Source organism: Kordiimonas sp., assembly GCF_965216265.1.
Taxonomy (GTDB): Bacteria; Pseudomonadota; Alphaproteobacteria; order Sphingomonadales; family Kordiimonadaceae; genus Kordiimonas.
The window spans coordinates 3,717,840-3,737,687 of record NZ_OZ244153.1 but is presented as its reverse complement, the minus strand read 5'-3'; the positions used below and the strand labels follow the sequence as shown (position 1 = coordinate 3,737,687).

The 19,848-nt window shown below is 55.3% G+C and carries 15 protein-coding genes; 8 read left to right on the top strand and 7 right to left on the bottom strand.

All coding sequences use genetic code 11. From position 1 onward, the window contains the following. Positions 1-12: 12 nt before the first annotated feature. Positions 13-2,097, bottom strand: coding sequence for an ATP-dependent DNA helicase RecG (recG, locus tag ACOOGA_RS17280; protein WP_417462009.1), 2,085 nt, complete (start codon positions 2,095-2,097; stop codon positions 13-15). Between the two features lie 113 nt (positions 2,098-2,210). On the opposite strand from recG, the gene ACOOGA_RS17275 reads away from it, so the two are divergent. The 4 genes from ACOOGA_RS17275 (at position 2,211) to ACOOGA_RS17260 (ending at position 8,079) form a co-directional block, all read left to right on the top strand. Further along, entirely contained in the window at positions 2,211-2,516 is a 306-nt protein-coding gene (locus ACOOGA_RS17275; RefSeq protein WP_417462010.1) for a succinate dehydrogenase assembly factor 2, read from the top strand. A 13-nt stretch (positions 2,517-2,529) separates the two neighbouring features. After that, the gene (mfd, locus tag ACOOGA_RS17270) at positions 2,530-6,027 is read left to right on the top strand and encodes a transcription-repair coupling factor (RefSeq protein ID WP_417462011.1); all 3,498 of its coding nucleotides are present in this window, start codon (positions 2,530-2,532) and stop codon (positions 6,025-6,027) included. Between the two features lie 86 nt (positions 6,028-6,113). After that, positions 6,114-7,283 (top strand): Na+/H+ antiporter NhaA, encoded by a 1,170-nt coding sequence (gene nhaA / locus ACOOGA_RS17265; RefSeq protein ID WP_417462012.1) that lies wholly within the window; start codon positions 6,114-6,116, stop codon positions 7,281-7,283. A 244-nt stretch (positions 7,284-7,527) separates the two neighbouring features. After that, positions 7,528-8,079, top strand: a complete 552-nt coding sequence (locus tag ACOOGA_RS17260) for an outer membrane protein (RefSeq protein ID WP_417462013.1) — start codon at positions 7,528-7,530, stop codon at positions 8,077-8,079. Between the two features lie 202 nt (positions 8,080-8,281). Here ACOOGA_RS17260 and ACOOGA_RS17255 read toward each other — a convergent pair whose 3' ends face one another. Further along, on the bottom strand, positions 8,282-8,908 hold the full coding sequence (locus ACOOGA_RS17255) for a DsbA family oxidoreductase (protein ID WP_417462014.1): 627 nt from the start codon (positions 8,906-8,908) through the stop codon (positions 8,282-8,284). A 125-nt stretch (positions 8,909-9,033) separates the two neighbouring features. On the opposite strand from ACOOGA_RS17255, the gene ACOOGA_RS17250 reads away from it, so the two are divergent. The 4 genes from ACOOGA_RS17250 (at position 9,034) to ACOOGA_RS17235 (ending at position 12,901) form a co-directional block, all read left to right on the top strand. Then, positions 9,034-9,369 carry a hypothetical protein gene (locus ACOOGA_RS17250; RefSeq protein ID WP_417462015.1) on the top strand — a complete coding sequence of 112 codons (336 nt, stop codon included), beginning with the start codon at positions 9,034-9,036 and terminating at the stop codon, positions 9,367-9,369. Positions 9,370-9,461: 92 nt separating this feature from the next. Beyond that, on the top strand, positions 9,462-10,490 hold the full coding sequence (moaA, locus tag ACOOGA_RS17245) for a GTP 3',8-cyclase MoaA (RefSeq protein ID WP_420429112.1): 1,029 nt from the start codon (positions 9,462-9,464) through the stop codon (positions 10,488-10,490). A gap of 61 nt (positions 10,491-10,551) precedes the next feature. Then, a complete protein-coding gene (locus tag ACOOGA_RS17240) occupies positions 10,552-11,310 on the top strand; it encodes an NAD kinase (RefSeq protein WP_417462017.1) in 759 nt (252 codons plus the stop codon). A gap of 85 nt (positions 11,311-11,395) precedes the next feature. After that, positions 11,396-12,901: a S10 family peptidase gene (locus ACOOGA_RS17235; RefSeq protein ID WP_420429110.1), complete on the top strand. Its 1,506-nt coding sequence runs from the start codon at positions 11,396-11,398 to the stop codon at positions 12,899-12,901. Positions 12,902-12,974: 73 nt separating this feature from the next. On the opposite strand, the gene ACOOGA_RS17230 is transcribed toward ACOOGA_RS17235, so the two are convergent. The 5 genes from ACOOGA_RS17230 to flgK all read right to left on the bottom strand — a co-directional run bounded on the left by ACOOGA_RS17230 (position 12,975) and on the right by flgK (position 19,765). Next, positions 12,975-14,684, bottom strand: a complete 1,710-nt coding sequence (locus ACOOGA_RS17230) for an ATP-binding protein (protein WP_417462018.1) — start codon at positions 14,682-14,684, stop codon at positions 12,975-12,977. Between the two features lie 47 nt (positions 14,685-14,731). After that, the gene (locus ACOOGA_RS17225) at positions 14,732-15,850 is read right to left on the bottom strand and encodes a DUF2336 domain-containing protein (RefSeq protein WP_417462019.1); all 1,119 of its coding nucleotides are present in this window, start codon (positions 15,848-15,850) and stop codon (positions 14,732-14,734) included. Between the two features lie 287 nt (positions 15,851-16,137). Then, a complete protein-coding gene (locus ACOOGA_RS17220) occupies positions 16,138-16,641 on the bottom strand; it encodes a flavin reductase family protein (protein ID WP_420429108.1) in 504 nt (167 codons plus the stop codon). Between the two features lie 71 nt (positions 16,642-16,712). Further along, complete coding sequence (locus ACOOGA_RS17215; protein WP_417462021.1) at positions 16,713-17,633, bottom strand: flagellin; 921 nt, start codon at positions 17,631-17,633, stop codon at positions 16,713-16,715. Positions 17,634-17,644: 11 nt separating this feature from the next. Then, positions 17,645-19,765, bottom strand: coding sequence for a flagellar hook-associated protein FlgK (gene flgK / locus ACOOGA_RS17210; RefSeq protein WP_417462022.1), 2,121 nt, complete (start codon positions 19,763-19,765; stop codon positions 17,645-17,647). Positions 19,766-19,848 lie beyond the last annotated feature (83 nt).

The window sequence follows — 19,848 nt, the reverse complement described above, 5'->3', positions numbered from 1 at the left end:
TTCCCCAACCGATTAGCCCGATTGCATCAGGCGCACACCCTCGTCCCGTTCAAACAGATACAGCAGATGCCTAAGCGCCTTGCCGCGTTCACCGCTGAGTTCCGGGTCCTTGTTGATGATAAGCCGGGCATCGTCACGCGCAAGCTCAATCAGATCAGCGTGCTCGACAAAATCAACCAGCTTGAACTCCGGCAGGCCAGATTGTTTGGTGCCCAAAATCTCACCGCCACCACGCAGGCGCAGGTCTTCTTCCGCGATCAGAAAACCGTCTTCGCTTTCGCGCATGATCTTGAGGCGCGCACGCGCGACCTCGCCAATTTCATTGGTGCGCAACAGGATACAGCTTGATTTCCCGCTACCACGCCCAACTCGGCCACGAAGCTGATGAAGCTGTGCAAGGCCAAACCGCTCCGCGTGCTCAATCACCATGATCGTAGCCTCGGGCACGTTCACCCCCACCTCAATCACGGTGGTGGATACCAGCACGCTGATCTGGCCCTTCTGGAACTGGGCCATGACAGCGTCTTTCTCCGGCCCCTTCATTTTACCATGCACCAGCCCGACTTGAGGGCCAAACATGCCCTTGAGGCTCGCGAAACGATCTTCCGCGGCGGCAATATCCAACAGCTCACTCTCTTCCACCAAGGGGCATACCCAATAGGCACGCGCACCAGCCTGCACCGCGCGCTGAATGCCAGATGCCACATCTGCAATGCGGTCTAGCGCCACCACGCGGGTATCCACAGGCAGGCGGCCCGGCGGTTTTTCCATAATGCGGGAGACATCCAGATCACCATAAGCTGTGAGCGTGAGCGTGCGTGGTATGGGCGTTGCTGTCATGCCCAGCACATCAACGCCAGATGTTGCTTTGCCCGCAAGTGCCAAGCGTTGCTGCACCCCAAAACGGTGTTGTTCATCAATGATGGCAAAGCCGAGGTCCTTGAATGTCACATCACCCTGAATGAGCGCATGGGTGCCGATAAGGATATCAATCTCGCCTGCCGCGAGTGGTTCGAGCACTGCCTGCCGCGCTTTACCTTTTGAGCGCCCGGTCAGCAAAGCGACGCGCAAGCCCACTGCTTCCGCGAGCGGGGTGATTGTCTCAAGGTGCTGGTTGGCGAGAATTTCCGTTGGCGCCAGAAGCGCACACTGCACCCCGGCCTCCACCGCAGCCGCCATGGCGAGAAGTGCAACCACAGTTTTACCACTGCCCACATCGCCCTGCATCAGGCGCAGCATGGCGCGTTCGCTCTCAAGGTCTGCAACAACCTCCCCCAGCGCCGTTTTCTGGTCACCGGTGAGGCTATAAGGCAATGCGCCAAGGATACGCTCACGAATATGGCCACTGCCCTTCAACGCACGCCCCCGTTTTTTGCGCGTGCGGTCCCTGACAATTGCGAGCGCGAGCTGGCTCGCGAGCAGCTCATCTGCCGCCAACCGGCGCCGGGCCTTGCTGGTGGGCGCAAGTGCGCCGGGACCGTCGGGTTTGTGCAGGCTTTCAAGCGCATCAAGTAATGTGGGCCAGCCTTCGCGCACTATCAGCGCCGCATCATGCCATTCAGGCAATGGTGGCACGCTCTCCAGCCCCGCAAGGATCGCTTTCCTCAAAATCTTGCCCGACAGGCCTGCGGTAAGCGGGTACACGGTTTCCACCGCTGGCAGATCAGCTTCATTCTCTGGCGCGACGATATAATCGGGGTGCGTGATCTGCACATTGTCTTGATAGTGCTCAACCTTGCCGCTGATCAGCCGCGTCTCACCCTCCGGCAATTGCTTGCGCAGGTAATCCGCGCGGGCATTGAAGAACACCAGCGTGAGGTCTGCTGTGTCGTCCCGGCACACGACCCTGTATGGCGCGCGCTTGTTGTGAGACGGGCGGTGTTCAACCACTTCAACCTTTAACGTGGCGACAGAGCCTGCGGCGGCATCCGCAACCTTGGGGCTATAGCGCCGGTCAATCAGCCCTGTGGGCAGGTGAAACAGCAGGTCCCGCGTACGTACACCAGCGAGCTTTTCAATGGCCAGACGGTTACGTTTGCCAATGCCCGGCAAGCGTTCGATATCGGCAAAATAATCAAAAAGCGCCTCAGGCCGCATGTGGCCGCATCCCTTTCAAAAAGCCAGAAGTTTCCCTTTAATGAAATCGGACCTTAGCTTATGGTGTGCCGCCCAGCAATTGGGCAAGCATAAAGTTGACAGCCGAGACCATCATGATGAGCAAAAATACCTATAATCCGCACGGAGAGATCGACCTTGAAAACCGCAGGCGGCGGCTCAGGTTTCGCGCCTGGCATCGGGGCATCAAGGAGCTGGATCTGATTTTCGGCAACTTCATTGAAGCAAACGGTGAAAGCTTTGGTGAGGAAGACTGTGCGTGGTTCGAGCGTCTTTTTGAAGAGCAGGACCATGAGATCCTCAAATGGGTCACCGGCGGCGCAGAAGAACCCGACGCCTTCAAAGGCCCGATGATGGACCGCCTGAAAAAACTTGATTTCATGACGCTGAAAGCGCGCTAGGGCGGGACATTCGATGCTGCTTAAAGAGCTTGTCAGTGCAGAAATGCCGCTCACCGCGTCGGGTGTGCCCGGCGGCTATGACGCCATGCTGCTCACTGACCTTGCCGCCCGCGCCTATGGGGACGGCAGGCGCGCGGTATTGCACGTGGCAAGCGATGACGGACGGCTCTCTTCTCTCGCATCCGCAGCACGGTTTTTTGCCCCCAGCCTTGAAGTTGTCTCCATCCCCGCCTGGGACTGCCTGCCTTACGACCGTGTCAGCCCGCAAGGCGATATTGTCTCAAAGCGGATGGCGGCGCTCGCGCGGCTCAGCAACCGCCGCCTAAAAGCGCCGCTTCTGGTGCTCACCACTGTAAACGCGGTGCTGCAGCGCGTGCCTGCACCTAGCGCAGTGAAGGGCGCGACGTTTGACGCCGAGCCGGGCGATACGGTTGACATGGCCGCGCTGACGGATTTTCTGGCATCAAGCGGTTACACCCGCTCCGGCCAGGTTATGGAACCGGGCGAGTTTGCGGTACGCGGCGGCCTTCTGGATATTTTCCCCACAGGTGAAGAAAGCCCGCTTCGGCTCGACTTTTTTGGTGATGAGCTCGACACTATCCGCCGGTTTGACCCGCTCGACCAGCGCACCACCGGCAAAGCGCCACGGCTTTCCCTGAAACCCGCAAGCGAATTTTCCCTTGGTCAAAAAGGTATCGAGGCCTTCCGCCGCAACTATGTGAACACCTTTGGCCCCGCCAAGGGTGATGACCTCTTGTACGAAGCGATCAGCGAAGGCCGCCGCTATCAGGGCGCCGAACATTGGCTGCCGTTCTTCCATGAAGAAATGGCAACCCTGTTTGATTATCTGGATGAGCCCGTTTTCACGCTGGACCATCAGGCCGATGAAGCCGCGACAGAACGTTTCAAGGCGATTGACGATTATTATGAGGCTCGCAAGGAAGCCTGGGATATCGCCCGCACCAACAGAAACATTACCACCCCGCCCTACAAGCCAGTGCCCAGCAAGCTGCTTTATGTGGGGGACGCGGAATGGGAAACCCGCCTTGGGGACCATAACGTGCGCCGCCTTACCCCATTTGAAGAACCGCCCGCGCTTGACGTGGTGAGCTTTGGGGCGCGGCAGGGGCGTGATTTCGGGCCTGAGCGCAACACCAAGGACATTAACGTATATGACGCGGTTCGCGACCATGTGAAGGCACTCAGGGCTGGCGACAAGCGCGTGGTGTTTGCGAGCTACTCCAAGGGGGCTGCGGACCGCCTTAAGGGCGTGCTCGAGGATCATGGCCTGATGCCTGTGGGCCTTGCCGATAGCTGGGAAGAGATCAGGCGCGAAAATAAAACCGGCATCGCCGTAACTGTGCTGGCGCTTGAACGTGGGTTCGAGACCAAGGATCTGGCCGTCATTTCCGAGCAGGACGTGCTGGGCGACAGGCTGGTGCGCAAAGCACGCCGTAGCAGGCGCGCAGACAATTTCCTCAAGGAAGCCAGTGCCCTCACCCCCGGCGATCTGGTTGTGCACGCAAGCCATGGTATCGGCCGCTTTGAGGGGCTCGAGACGGTCACCGTCTCTGGTGCGGCGCATGACTGCCTGCTGCTCACCTACCTTGGCGGCGACAGGCTTTTTGTGCCTGTTGAGAATATCGAGGTTCTTTCCCGCTTTGGCGGCGAAGATGCGGGTGGCGCACTTGATAAGCTTGGCGGTGTTGCATGGCAGGCGCGCAAAGCCAAAGCCAAAGCCCGTATCCGCGAGATGGCAGGCCAACTGATCAAGCTTGCAGCCCAGCGGGAGATGCGCGAGGGCCAACGCATCACAACGCCTGAGGGCATGTATGACGAGTTTGCGGCTCGCTTCCCGTTTCAGGAAACTGACGACCAGCTCCGAGCAATCGCAGATGTGGCGGGTGACCTGTCATCGGGCCGTCCCATGGACCGCCTTGTGTGTGGTGATGTGGGTTTTGGCAAAACCGAAGTCGCGCTTCGTGCCGCCTTCCTTGCCGTTATGGCCGGGCATCAGGTGGCGATCGTCGCGCCGACCACGCTGCTCGCGCGCCAACATTTCCTGAACTTTACTGAACGCTTCAAGGGTCTGCCCGTGCGTATTGCACAGCTTTCACGGCTTGTGGGTGCCAAGGAAGCCAAGGCCAGCAAAGAAGAGATGCGCACCGGCACGCTTGATATCGTGATCGGCACGCATGCGCTTCTCGCCAAGGGCATAGAATTCAAGGAACTTGGCCTCCTGATCGTGGACGAAGAACAGCACTTTGGCGTTGCGCACAAAGAAAAACTCAAGGAACTGAAATCCAACGTTCATGTGCTGACGCTGACAGCAACACCGATCCCGCGCACGCTTCAAATGGCTATGTCAGGCATCAGGGACCTATCCATCATTGCGACCCCGCCGGTGGACCGTTTGGCTGTGCGCACCTTCGTGCTACCGTTTGATCCGGTGGTCGTGCGTGAAGCGCTGCTCAGGGAACATTATCGCGGCGGGCAGAGCTTTTACGTGGTGCCCCGCGTCGCTGATCTGGAGGATGCCTCAAACTTCCTCAAGGAACATGTGCCTGAGGTGAAGTTCATCACCGGTCACGGTCAGATGTCGCCCAAAACCATTGAGGATGTGATGACCGCCTTTTATGAAGGCCGGTATGATGTTCTGCTTTCAACCACGATCATTGAAAGCGGTATCGACATCCCCACCGCCAATACCATGGTGGTGCACCGAGCGGACATGTTTGGTCTTGCGCAGCTTTACCAGCTTCGGGGCCGGGTTGGACGTTCTAAAACCCGGGCCTATGCGTATCTCACCACACCTGCAAACCGTGTGCTTTCGGATAACGCAGACAAGCGCCTTCAGGTACTGCAAGCCCTTGATACCCTTGGGGCCGGCTTCACCATCGCAAGCCACGATATGGACATTCGTGGTGCCGGAAACCTGCTTGGTGACGAACAATCCGGCCACGTGAAAGAAGTAGGCGTGGAGCTTTACCAGAAGATGCTGGAGGAAGCCGTGGCCGAGGCCCGCGCCGGTGGTGGTGACGAGGAATATGAAGACACCCAGTGGTCACCCACCATCAACCTTGGTGCAACGGTGATGATACCGGAAGGTTATGTGCCTGACCTTACCCAGCGCATGGCTCTTTATCGCCGCCTTGCAGACCTTGAGACCCGCGAAGATGTTGACGCTTTCTGCGCTGAGCTGATTGACCGTTTTGGCGACTTGCCAAGTGAGGTCAAACAGCTTGCTGCCATCATGATCATCAAGGGACACGCAAAACGTGCAGGCATTGAAAAGCTTGAGGCAGGGGCCAAAGGGGTCACCCTTTCCTTCCGGGGCGATAAATTCGCGAACCCGGGCGGTCTGGTGGAGTTTATTTCCTCAACCGGCGCGACCGCAAAACTGCGGCCCGACCATAAGCTGGTATATTACGCTCGCATGGACAAGGTCGGTGTCCGGCTCAAGACCGTGGCGACTATTACCCGCAAGCTCGCTGCTGTTGCCAACGCCTAGCTACCGATAATCGGTCGATTTCCGCCGATTTTCTATTGTATGCCCACGGTTTGTCCCCATATCCGACGCTGATTATGGAGACATCGATGAAACTGAAACTTTCGCCTGACGCGATTGGTGGCCTGCTGCTGATCGCGGCGGCAGCCCTTGCCATTTTAATGGATAACACTGCCCTCTCGCCGTACTACAACGCCCTTCTCGAGACCGAAGGCACAATTTCTGTAGGCAGTTATGGTCTGTCCAAACCCCTTCTGCTTTGGATTAACGAAGGCTTGATGACCATTTTCTTCATGCTGGTGGGACTTGAGATAAAGCGCGAAGTCACCTCCGGTGAACTCTCTGACATGCGCAGCCTCGCACTGCCCGGCCTCGCAGCGGTTGGCGGCATGGTTATCCCGGCGCTGTTCTTCTGGTTTGCAAACAACGGCGACGCGCAATCTATTGCCGGGTGGGCTATCCCGACCGCCACGGATATCGCCTTTGCCATAGGCATTCTTGCGCTTCTCGGAAGCCGCGTACCGCCTGAGTTGAAGCTCTTCCTGCTGACGCTTGCAATCCTTGATGACCTGGGTGCTGTTGTAATCATCGCCGCCTTCTATACGGCTGAGCTGTCCACGCTCTCGCTCGTTCTTGCTCTTCTTGGCTGTATAAGCCTTTTTGTGCTGAACCGCTTCGGTGTACGCAACACATCGGCCTATCTCTTTGTTGGCACACTCATCTGGATCTGTGTGCTCAAATCCGGTGTACACGCAACACTCGCAGGCGTTGCCGTAGGTCTTGCCATACCGGCCAGTAAAGACAAAGAAGGCCATTCACCGCTTGAGGAGCTGGAGCATAACCTGCACGCACCCGTATCCCTTATGATCCTGCCGCTGTTTGCTTTTGCAAATGCCGGGGTGTCGCTGGCGGGCTTGAGCTTTGACGCCTTCATGCAACCCATCAGCCTAGGCATCCTGAGCGGCCTTGCCATCGGTAAACCGGTGGGTGTTGTGATGGGCGCACTTGTTGCCGTTTATATACTGAAGGCCAAGCTGCCCGGCAGCATGTCAATGAAACATGTTTGGGGAGCGGGCCATCTGGCGGGCATTGGTTTTACCATGAGCCTCTTTATCGGCAGCCTTGCTTATTCAGACCCTGGCATGAACGCCAATGTGCGCATAGGCGTTCTTGCAGCCAGCATCATCTCAGCCGTTCTGGGCTGGATTGTGCTCAGCGCAGCAGAGAAAAAAGATACAAGCACCACACCTGCGTCGTAAATCATTGGTTTTACGACAGAAATAGAAAAAGTGAGGAAAGGCGCCACTTCGGCGCCTTTTCTTATGCCTGCAGCCAATAGTTTCTGAACATCCGTTCATCGGACCGCCATAAAAAGCCACAATGTTTCTTAATTCCGCCGCGCCTTATCCATTTCCGGGCCGCAGTCCGGCGCGAAATTCCAATCATCGAAGCCAACCGAAGTGAACAAGGCTGGCAGCATTGGATAGAAAAACGGAGACTGTTATGAAATTCTCATCAACCCTTATCGCAGGTGCAGCAGCAGCGACCCTTATTTCGGGTATCGCGTCAGCTCAAGAAGCGAAGAAATTTGAAGGCATCTACGGCGGTGTTGAAGCTGGCGTGGATTGGACCAAACTCGCCATCGACGGTAAACGCGATCGCAGCATCTATTATGGTGGTGTGCTCGGGTACCGTATGCAGTCAGACACAGACACTGTTTTCGGCCTTGAAGGCACGTTTGGTGACACGGGCTACAAGCAGCTCGGTCAACGCGACACCGACTATGAATATGGCGCATCGCTCATTCTTGGTCAGGCCTTTGGGCCGGACGGCGCAAATCTTTTCTACGGTAAAGCCGGTTATGTACGCACTCGTCTTGACTTCGGTGATGCAGCAGACGTTGGCAAAACAACCGAAGACGGCTGGCGGTTCGGTGCCGGTTATGAGCGTGCACTTTCTAACGGCCTTAGCCTGCGCACCGGCCTGGATTACACCACTTATGGCGACGGCATGAAGCAGTGGACCGCTAAAACCGGCCTGCTTGCGAGCTTCTAAACAAGCTTCACGACCCCCTAAGTGACCCGAAATTCGGGCGCGTTTCCTCCCAAGAGTGCGCCCGGACCTTCCCAGGGGTCCCCCTATACCCCTGGTTCCAAACGGCCCCCCACCCAGGGCCGAGTATTGAGTACCCTCATTGTACCGAGCCAGGAGCATCCCCTTCCCCGGGGGATGCTCCTCCCCTTTTGGGATTGTATCGTCAGGCAGCTTTCAGCTTATCGATGGCAGCTACGATCGCGTCCGCGCCTTGCGCGCCCGAAAGTGCAGACTTGCCATCAAATATATAAAGCGGCACACCCTGCACACCCATGCGGCGGGCACCGTCGATATCTTGCCGCACCGTAACGATATCAGCGTCACCAGTCAGGAGATCGGCGACCAAAGCGCCGTCCATCCCTGCTTCTTCTGCGACTTCGCGCAGCAATGCATGGTCTCCAATGAATTTACTTTCCTCAAAGTAACGGCGCATCAACCCTTCAGCCACAGCTCCCTGCGCGCCCACTCCCACTGCCCAACGCAGAAGGCGGTGCGCATCCAACGTGTTGGCGATACGGCACTCGCTCTCAAAGTCGAAATTGATGCCGAGGTCCGAGCCCATGTCCCTCAGATGCTGGCGTGCGGCCTGGAACTGCGGGCTGTTGCCAAATTTTTTCGCGTAATAGGCGTTCCGGTCCACGCCTTCCGCCGGCGTTTCCGGTGACAATTGATACGGGCGATACCGCACGTTTTCAACCGTACCGGGCCTCATGCTCTGTGCCCGGTCGAGCTGGCGCTTGCCCACAAAACACCATGGGCACACCACGTCGATCACCACATCTATATCCATCACCAATCCCCTAAGCTTTCAAACCAATCTCTCCAAAACAGGAAAGATACAATTGTATATATTTCTTAAGAGGCATTTATCAAAATCCGATGTATGATGACCATTGGTATTGGAGACCAAGTAACGTGATCAAGGCACTGAACATCGCGAGCCAGGGAATGTTGCAAGCTGAAAAGCGGGCAACCGATATCGCGCGCGAAATCCTGAAGTCTTCAAGTGAGGCAACAAGCTTCTCAAGGGGGCTTGAAAGCGCCACACCTCACGCCACAAAAACCGTCACAGATTCCGCCACACCCGACCACACTTATGGTAACAGTTCCACCACACATGCCCCGGGGTATTCAGACCTTTTGCAGCAGATGGTTGACCTGAAATCGGAAGAACATTCTTTCAAGGCAAACGCCAAAGCCTTCAAGCGCATTGATGAAACGCTCGGTTCCCTTCTCGACGACAAGGGCTGATTTCAGCCATTTTTTGCCTGAAAACACACAGTATTTACCTGTTCACGCTCTAATGACTTGACGACAGCAACGCTTCATCCAACATTGTGGGCATGCCTGACAGCAAGCAAAATATACCGGCAACACGGCCGCTCAAAGACCCGTTCGGGCGCAGTATCACTTACCTGCGCCTTTCGGTTACAGACCGGTGCGACCTGCGCTGTCGCTACTGTATGGCAGAAAACATGGTGTTTTTGCCAAAGCCGGACGTTTTGACCCTTGAAGAAATGCTTGGCCTTTCCCGGGCCTTTATGGAACGCGGTGTCAGACGCATTCGCCTTACAGGCGGCGAACCTCTTGTTCGCAAAGGTATTATCTGGCTCATCAATGCGCTTGGGGACGAGGTCAAGCGCGGAAACCTGGACGAGCTTACGCTGACCACCAATGGCACGCAGCTCCCCCATATGGCGGAAGACCTAGCGCGCGCAGGCGTGAAACGCATCAATGTGTCGCTTGATACGCTGGATGCTGATCTCTTTAGCGAAATCACCCGCCGTAACCGATTGGCTGACGTTCTCAATGGCATCAAAGCGGCCAAAGCCGCGGGCTTGCAGGTTAAAATCAACACCGTCGCCCTTAAGGGCCAGAACGAAACTGAACTGCCTGCGCTTCTGGACTGGTGCATTGGTGAAGGCCTAGACCTCACCCTTATTGAGACCATGCCGCTCGGTGATGTGGCTGACGCGCGCGAGGACCAATATCTACCGCTGACGGACGTATTGCCTAAATTATTGAAAAAACATAACCTTAGCCCAAGCGGTCACCGCACCGGAGGCCCTGCCCGGTACTTTAACATTGAGGGCACAACGTCACGCCTTGGGCTTATCACCCCGCTCACCGGCAACTTTTGTGAAGGATGCAACCGGGTGCGGGTAACCTGTACCGGCCGCATCTATATGTGCCTTGGCCAGGATGATCATGTTGACCTGCGCGCAGCCATCCGCTCGGATAATCCGCAGGTGAACCTGAATACCGCGCTCGACAAAGCTATTGGCATAAAACCCAAGGGGCATGACTTTGCCATGAAGGGCGACCAGATGGTGGGTAAAGTCGGCCGACACATGAGCCAAACTGGCGGATAAAATCCACTCGCGCTAAAATTAAATTTCCCTATACTGCCATCCTACAAAGGGACGGAAGCTTATGAAAATCGCCATTATCGCCAGTGAATTTGGCGAGGCAGCCCAAGCGGCGCAAACATTACGGAACCGGTATAAAGCCGTAGGCACCAAGGAAGCAGATGTGATTATCGCGCTTGGGGGCGATGGTTACATGTTGCAAACGCTGCACGCCTATATGGGGCGCGATGTGCCGATTTTTGGCATGAATAAAGGCACCGTCGGCTTTCTGATGAACGAATTTAACGAGCATGATCTTGTCGATCGGCTTGAGAAGGCTGAAAGTTATACGCTGCACCCACTTCGTATGCGCGCTACCCGCTGTGACGGTGAAGTAGTTGAATATTTGGCCGTAAACGAAGTTTCGCTCCTCCGGGAAACCCGGCAGGCAGCCAAAATTCGTATTTCGATTGATGGTAAGGTCCGCATGCCTGAACTTGTGGGGGACGGTGTGCTTGTGGCCACGCCCGCAGGCAGCACGGCTTACAACCTATCCGCCCACGGCCCTATCATCCCACTGGGTGCAGACCTGTTGGCCCTCACGCCACTTTCGGCTTTCAGGCCCCGGCGTTGGCGCGGCGCGCTGGTTCCTCATCATGTGTGTATTGCCTTCACCATCAACCAGCCGCAAAAACGACCGGTTTCTGCGGTGGCCGACATGCACGAGGTGCGAGACGTTCGCCATGTTGTGGTTGAAGAAGCCCGCGACGTATCGCTGACCATCATGTTTGATCAGGAGCACACGCTGGCAGAGCGTATTTTCACCGAGCAGTTCGCCTACTAGAGCACACATCTTGTCGCTTTTATGCGGACTCCGCTGCCTCAAACGCGTTAGCGAGAGGCGGTTCACAATTCAGGGGGAACTGAAATTGAATAAACTCCATAAAATTCTGGCCAGTCTGACGCTGGTCAGCTTCATCGCGTTACCGTCATGGGCGGACGATGAAAAAAACAAATCCGCACCGGTAGAGCCGGTAAAAACCTATGAGGTTGAGAAATCAGGCACTTTTGGCGGCACCAAGCTTCGCTATAAGGCCATTGCGGGTGAAACTCACCTCAAGAACGAAAAGGGCGAAGAAACCGCCGCCATCTTCTCGGTTACTTACCTGCGCACAGACGTCAAGAATAACGCCGAACGGCCGGTTTTCTTCATCTTTAACGGTGGTCCGGGCTCCGCAAGCCTATGGCTGCACCTTGGCGTCTATGGACCTATGCGAGTTGCCGTTCCATCCGAAGCAGAAGATGACGGTGCCGCGCCTTTCCGCCTCGTTGATAACGAGCTGTCCATTCTGGATGTCGCGGACATGGTTTTCATCGACCCTGTGGGCACTGGTTACAGCCGTGCCATTGGCAAGGGTGAAGGCAAGGACTTCTGGGGCATTGAGAATGACGCCAAGTCCATTGCCGAGTTCATCCGGCTTTGGCTGGTTAAAAACAAGCGCTGGAACAGCCCCAAATATCTATCAGGCGAGAGCTACGGCACCACACGCGCTGCAGCCCTTCTAGACCAACTGCAAGGCAGCTGGGCTGATATCGCTGTAAACGGCGTGGTGTTCATCTCGTCAATCCTCGACTTCCAGACAGCGCGCTACCAGCCAGGCAACGATACGCCGTATATCTCCTACCTACCGACCATGGCCGCCACGGCGTGGTACCACGGCAAGGTAGATAAAAGCGGCCGCACACTTGAAGGTTTCCTTGATGAGGTTCGCGCCTTCACGCTTGGCGAATACGCCAGCGCGCTTGTACAGGGCAACCGCCTGTCAGACGATGCCTTCAACGCCACGGCGGAGAAAGTTGCCGCCTATACCGGCCTGAAGCTTCAGTATGTGAAGAACGCAAACCTGCGGATCAACAACATGCGCTTCATGAAAGAGCTGCTTCGTGATGAAGGATTTGTAACCGGCCGCCTGGACAGTCGCTACAAGGGCCGCGACTATGAAGGCACTGGCGATACCTTTGATGGTGACCCTTCAGGCTACGGCATTGATGCGGCATACACGGCGGGCATCAACCACTATCTGCAAACAGAACTTGGCGTGGATATCGAGCGCAAATATGAGGTGCTCTCAGGTGTCCCTGGGCGGCACTGGTCAGAGCCACGCAAACGCGGCTACAGCGAAGGTTACCCTAACGTCGCGCCTCACGTAGGCGAAGCCATGCGGGAAAACAAAGACTTCCGCGCCTTGCTGGCAAGTGGCTATTATGATCTTGCAACGCCGTTTTTTGCGTCCGAAAACACCTTCAACGCCAACGGCATTGATACAAGCCGGGTTACCTTCACGTATTATGAGAGCGGCCACATGATGTATGTGCATGAGCCTTCGCTTGAAAAACTGGTGAAAGATATCCGCGACTTTATCAAAGGCAACTAGGCTAAATAAAATTGGGGCGCCGCACTTATGCGCTGGCGCCCCAACTCCCGTCCCGAATTTTTCCGGGTTTATATTAGATAAAGTCTGTGTCTTTGGTCGTGCCGTCCGCCAACGGAAGCGTCACCGTAAAGCGGCTTCCCTGCCCCACCACACTTTGAAGCGAGATATCACCGCCCATCTTGCGCGCAAGCTCGCGGCTGATATGCAGGCCTAGCCCCGTACCCTCTTGGCTGCGGGAATAGATATGCTCGGTTACCTGATGGAACTTCTCAAACACATGTTCCACATGCTCTTCAGAAATACCGATGCCACTATCCCATACCGTTACCGTCACCTGCCCCGCAGACGCATTGACAGAAACGTCAGCGCCGATCTGGCCACCTTCAGGTGTGAACTTCACGGCGTTAGACAAAAGATTCACAAATATCTGCGTCGTGCGGCGGTCATCCACCTGCACCATAGCGTCGGTTGCAACTTCAAGCGCTGAGATATCGAGCTTTTTCCTAGCGGCAGCATCCTTGTTCATCTGTACCGCTTTAGTCAAAATCTGCTCAACAGGCAGCTCGTCGATTGAGAGCGACAGTCCGCCGCTTTCGATCACCGCCACATCCAGAATATCGTTGATCAGTCCAAGAAGATGCTGGCCTGATTTACGGATATCTGTTGCATAAGCCATGTAGGAGTTATCGAGCGCACCAAACGTCTCATGCTCAAAAGCTTCCGCAAAACCAATGATCGCGTTGAGCGGTGTACGCAGTTCATGGCTCATGGCGGCCAGAAATTCGTTTTTGGCCCGCAGCGCGCTTGTTGCCTGCACAGTAGCTTCATCAAGCGCCATGTTCTTGCGGGTCAGTTCCTTAAGTAAGGTCTCAAGGTTGTGACGAATATGATCGGCTTCCGCAGCTTGTTTATAGCGTGCGGTAACATCCATACCTACGCCGCGATACCCGCGGAAATCACCACTCTGGCGATCAAAAACCGGCACAGCCGACAAGTGAAACTTCAGTTCCTCACCGCTTGGTTCGGAAATGACAAAAAGCTGCTCGCGAAACGGTTTGCGAGATTTGATCGATTGCGCACCGTCGAGCTTGCCTTCAAGGTTATGCTCAAAACGGCCAAACTGCTCAAAACGGGACCCAATGAAAAGCGATGCAGGCTGGCCCACTATTGCTGTAAAGCGGTCAGAAAGTGAACGGATACGCAGGTCTGCGTCACACTCGAAAAACCAGTCAGAACTCGCGCGGGCGAAGTCCTGAAAACGTGCCTGCGTGCGGTTGGCTTCTTCAATACCCCGTACCTGAGCTGTAACATCTTCATATGTGCCTGCAACGGCGACAACATCACCGCGCTCGTTGCGCACAGGCGTATGCCGCCCGAGGAAAATACGATCATGGCCGCCAATGCGTACAATCTCTTCCGCACGCACGGTTGTGTCACTTGCCAGAACATCGTCAATCACAGGTTTAAGGGATGGCACCATGAAACGGCCTGCAAGTGCAGCTTCGCCTGGAGCAAGCGTGATATCACCCAGCGCCTTATCAAGCGTGCGGTAGTGATCGTTCACATGCATCACGGTTCCATCAAGGGAACACACATAAAATGGCAGCGATTCGTCAACCAGTATGCGGGCAACAAGCCCTAGCACCTGCTCATTCGCTGGTGTAAAACGCGGTTCAGCACGACTGATGGAGGCCCCAAAAGCCCCTTCAGCATTCTCGCCGCCCCCGCGACGGCCAGCAAGGTCTACAACCTTCTGGTCCTCCAGCTGATTTTCCAGTTTCATTCAGGTTTCCTCCCGAGCGTGCCCCTATGCCCCCTATAGGCTTGGCATCACCCCACCTTCTCTAGTTCTTCAATTGCCTCTTGATAGGCGTTATCCCGTTGCCAAACCTGAAGCGCCCCCTTGGCGTTGGCCTCAGAAGTGGCATCAAACAGCGCCAATATGTCTTTCAACACGCCGGGGGACTTAGCCGCCCCGCCCTCGCGTGCCTGAACAACAAGCAAATAGATATTGGTAAACTGGTTCCGGTCGATCCCCACCGCTTTGGCAAGGATGGCAAAACTTTCACCGCCCTTGTCGGTAAAGATGCGCCATGCTGTACGGAAATTCACACCGCCGAGCTCAGCCAAACCCGCCACAAATACGGCAACCCGCTGCTGGCGTAGTGAATTCACCAGAAACTGGATTGTCAGCTCACCATTTTCGACCATACGACGTACAAGCTTTTGTGCCCGCACATAAGCGCTTTGCTCGTCACCCTGATCCACGAGCACCGTGCTGGCTGCGCGCCGCACCGCCTGCTCGAACAACATCGGATCAACCTCATAATCAGAGAGAATGCGCTTCCGAAGGGCTGCGGACACCCACCAATACATGCGGTACGCCAGGTCCCCCGGCAGGTCGGAGCGCTGCAGAAGCGGTTCCTGAAACCGGTCAACGCGGCGCGATTCCGCCACCAGATACTCCATAGCTCGCTTGGATATCTGGGTATCGTGATTGTTCAGCAGTGTCTCGATAACGTCTTCGCTGCCATATTCAACAAGCGCATTGCTCACCTGCTCGGAGACATCTTCCCGCATGGCGATTGCCATCCGGTGTTCATCCGTGCGCATCCGTATGATTTCGATAAGGTCTGGATCTTTCAAAAGGGCGCTCCGTTCCAAGAGTGGCCGGGCAATTTCAATGTCGTCGTTTGCAAGCATCTTCGCGATTTCAGGCAACTCCACGCCGGATAGAGATAGAGAGCTTGAAAGCTCCTTCCTGATATCCGTCTCCACCTGGCTTACAAGCTTGCCGAGGATGTCAGACATCAATGCACGCTCGTGTTCGCTCAGACGGCCATCGTCCGACAGAAAAAGGTCTGTAATATTCTCTACAAGGCGTGCACGTCCCTCCGAGGATTTATTCCTCGCCAACAGCAACAGCTCTTGCAGTTCCTTACTGACCAACAACCGTCTCCCGGTAAATTCTGGTACAAGTTGTTACACTCGCGTGACCAAGAAAAACCTGGCCGAAAACCCCTAGCAGAAATAAGAATATAGAATCTTAACTAAGAATCAACACCTTACAAGAGATACTTAATCCTGCACCCGGCAAAACATTGCCCAAAACACTATATATCGAATCACAATGATTCGCAGAGTCAACATATAGCGATTCGAGAGTCGCATTTTTTTTGCCGACTCGGAAGAGAATTATCATCTGTTTGGGTAAAAAGCAGGTAAATGGCTGAATTTTAGGGGATTGGCGTCAGTGTTGCCCAGTTGCCATCAATATAACAAAGTGGGTCTGCGACATCTATATCTGCTGCTCGAATTGTCTCGATATTGCCGATCACAATGGCATGGCTGCCAGCGTCCAGGATGCTTTCAACCGAGCAATCAAAACTGACAAGTGCGCTTTCAAGTAGTGGTGCGCCGCTAACACTCGTGAGCCACTCACCGTCGTTAAAGCGCTCTGTCTCCGGCTCACCATTCAGGCCCGCAAACCGCATGGCAAGCGCCTGATGCTGCCGCCCAAGTACGTTGACACCCAAAGTTCTGCCCTTGGATACGATGTCGTAGGTCACGCCCTGACGGTTGATGCAGGCAAGGAGGCGCGGAGGTTCTGCTGATAGGGACGTGACGGCCGTGGCCGTTAATCCGGCCCAGATATCACCATCTGCCGCAGTAACAATATTTACCGCACCACCAAGGCGGCGCATCCCATTGCGAAACTCATCGGCAGAAACCGGCATCATACATCCTCAAACTTGCAGGATGCCCAATCTATCCTGAGGAGCAGGAATTGCAACGCCGTTCGGTCGTTTCTTTACAGGAAGTTGAGAAGGGACAGCTGCGACAGCGACCCAATAGCGCGGTAAGATGCCTCAAGCGCAATCTGATCATTGTTGAGGCGCGTCACGGCTTCCGCGATATCCACATCCTCCAGATCAGAAATGAAGGTCTCAAGAAACACCGCTGTATCCGCGTGCTGGTCATCCACCACCTCAAGGCGTTCATAGGCGAGACCATTGGACACATGGATCTGACGCAGGTTGTCGATCGCGGTATCGATTGATGCCAACTGCCCCTGAAGGAAGGTAAATTGGGCTTGCGACAGCTCGCCTTGCAGTTCCTCGGTATTCTCGTCAAAATCATAAAGGTCGAGCATTTCCTGAAAGATACCACCCGCGACATCATCGGCCAGCAAACCAAACTCAAGATCGACCCCATCGGCGATGCGCGCCTCAAAGGCGACATTCCCGTTGTCAAACGCTTCAGCAACCGACCCAAGGCCAGCCAACTCCTGCAAATCCGCCACATTCACAGGCTGAGAGCCTGTTTTTGCACCCGAAAACAGATAGGTCCCGTCAAAGTTGGTGTTGAGCGAGTTGACCACAAACTTGAAAGTCTGCCCCAACATTTCCGAGAAACCCTCCGCCTGCCCATTTGCAAGCGTGGTCTGAATGGTTTCTTTCAGCTTGTCCATGGCACCTAGAACGCCTTCAAGCTGCACATCATTGGCATCAAGCTTGCCGCGAATGGTAGCAATTGTCTGCTGGTAGGTATCCACGCGTGATTTGAAGGAGCGGGCACCAAGCACCGTACCAGTTTCACCCGCCAAACCACGGTATTCGTCGGTTTTTTTGCCGGTTGCAATCTGGCGCTGGCCGTCAAACAGCTTTTGCTGGTTGTTCATGATGCTTCTGATCAGAAGCTGTTGTTGCCCAAAAGAAGAAACTCGAACCATCTATCTTCTCCTTACACCACCGCCAAAAGGTTATCGTATAGCTCCTGCACGCTTGAAAGCACGCGCGCCGCAGCACTATAGGCGTTCTGGTACACCACCAGATTGGCTAATTCTTCATCCATATTCACGCCGGAGACATCGGCATTGCGCTGCGCAACTTCCTGCTGCAGTGCGATATTATCTTCTTCCAAATTCTGGGCGCGTTGCGCCTGAAGGCCCGCATTGCCAAGGAAGCGCGCCACATATTGGCTCAACGTTACGTTGCTGGCTTTAAGTTCACCTGCAGCGGCAAAACTAACAAGGCTTGTTTCCAATTTCTGGAACGCAAGGGCGCCGCGCTGGTCACCGTCCGTCAACACTACATCGCCAATAGCGCCCGTTGTATCGAACACGGAAAGCGCAAGCCGGTTAGGGTCTGCCTTAATGGTTGGATCAATTTTCACGTCACTGGCGGCATTCGCTTTATGCTGGTCACCGATACCAAAAGCCTCGGTAAAGCTGATACCTGTGCCGCCAATATCCGTAGTGTCTGACACCACTTCAAGTTTCAGGTCTGTATAAGTAGCGGTTTCCGCATAACTCAGCTCACCATTTGACCCCAGCGTGAAGCTAAAATAGTTACCAAGACCGGTGGCCCCGCTGTTCATCGCGGTGATGATGTCGTTGTAACTTGTCGTCGAGCCAACAGGAATGGACACGGTGGCAATCTCAGCCCCAGATGAATTTACCACCCGGTACGTCGTGCTCTCAGTGGAGCCCATATTGTGGTTTTCCGAGCCATCAAGCCCGGTATCATAGATACCACTAGCCCCTGCAGACATCAGGTCATTCATGCCAAAATAGTGACTAAAACCACGGCCCCCACGGTCGCTCGGTGTTGTCGCGTCATCGGCGATGGCAACGCCGTGGGCCGCATTAGTCGCCGTAAAGCTCATCACGCCATCGGTGAGCGCAAGCGTGCCTGCACCGCCAAGCGCTGTGTTTACCTGAGTCACCAGTGCATCAAAATCTGCAGGTGGTGCGGAATCGAAGTCCACGGTGACCGACTGCACAAGCTCGTTATCCGCATCAACAACAGCGAAGGTAACAATACCTGAAAAGCCAGTCTGCTGAGCACCATCAACTAGCGTTTGCTTACCGCTCAACTGGTTTGGTGCGGGCACCGCCGTAAACTCGTTGTGGATAGCGTTAAACTCATCCATCAACCGGGCTGACATTTCACCGAGCGATAGTGAGAGATCAACCAATTGTTCGTCCCGCATCTCCAAAAGGCCAGCCAGCTTGCCGGACCGAATGTGCGAAGCGAGATCGCGGCTCGAAGACTTTTGCTCGAGCGTCTCCGAGTCTACCCGGAAAATATTGATCGGCGGGAAGTCTGTCCCCGGGTCAACAATACCCGGCGCATCATACTCAAGCTGCAGAAGCGACGAATCGTAAAGCGGATATCCGGACTGGGTTGTCACGGTCACACCACCAGATGGTGCGCGGTCTACTTTAATATCGATCAGTTCCGAAAGCTTCCCAAGCGCCTGCGCCAACTGGCCCTCAAGGCCGCCGGTTTCTTCACCCATAGCACGCTGCCGCACCAGAAGCGGGTTAAGCTCGGCAATTCGTTGTAGTTCCGTATTAATCTCTGTCACTGTCTCCGAAATCTGCTGGCTTGCGTCAGCCCGCAGCGTCTGGATTTGCTCGTGGAACAGATTGATCTGGCTCGTAAAGCTCTCGGCCTCAGACAGCATTTGCTGCCGCCGAAGCACGTCAGCGGGATTAAGCGCAAGGTCGGCCATCGCCTGGAAAACCTGATCCATACGCGCTGAGAGCGAGCTGTTTGATGCAGGATCACCAAGAACCCCCTGAAGGCGGTCATGAAATTCACGCTGAACAGAAAATTCGGCGGTGTTTGAACCAGCCGTACGAAGTGCGCTTTCGAGGAAACGGTCAACGACCCGCTCAATTTCGGATATAGTGACACCCGCTGATGATCCCTGCAGCACGTTGGCCTCTGTAGAGACACGCAGCCGCGAGTAACCTTCAGTGTTCACGTTCGCGATATTGTTGGAAGTTACCCGGATAGCCGACTGGTTGGTGAAAAGGCCGCTCAGCGATGTGGTCAGAATTCCATTAAGCGTCATGGCACACCTCCGCGTTCTGTTCCGCAACAGGGAAGGCAAATAGTGCCGCAGGTGTGAGGCTCAACCGGGCAAACCTGGCCTGA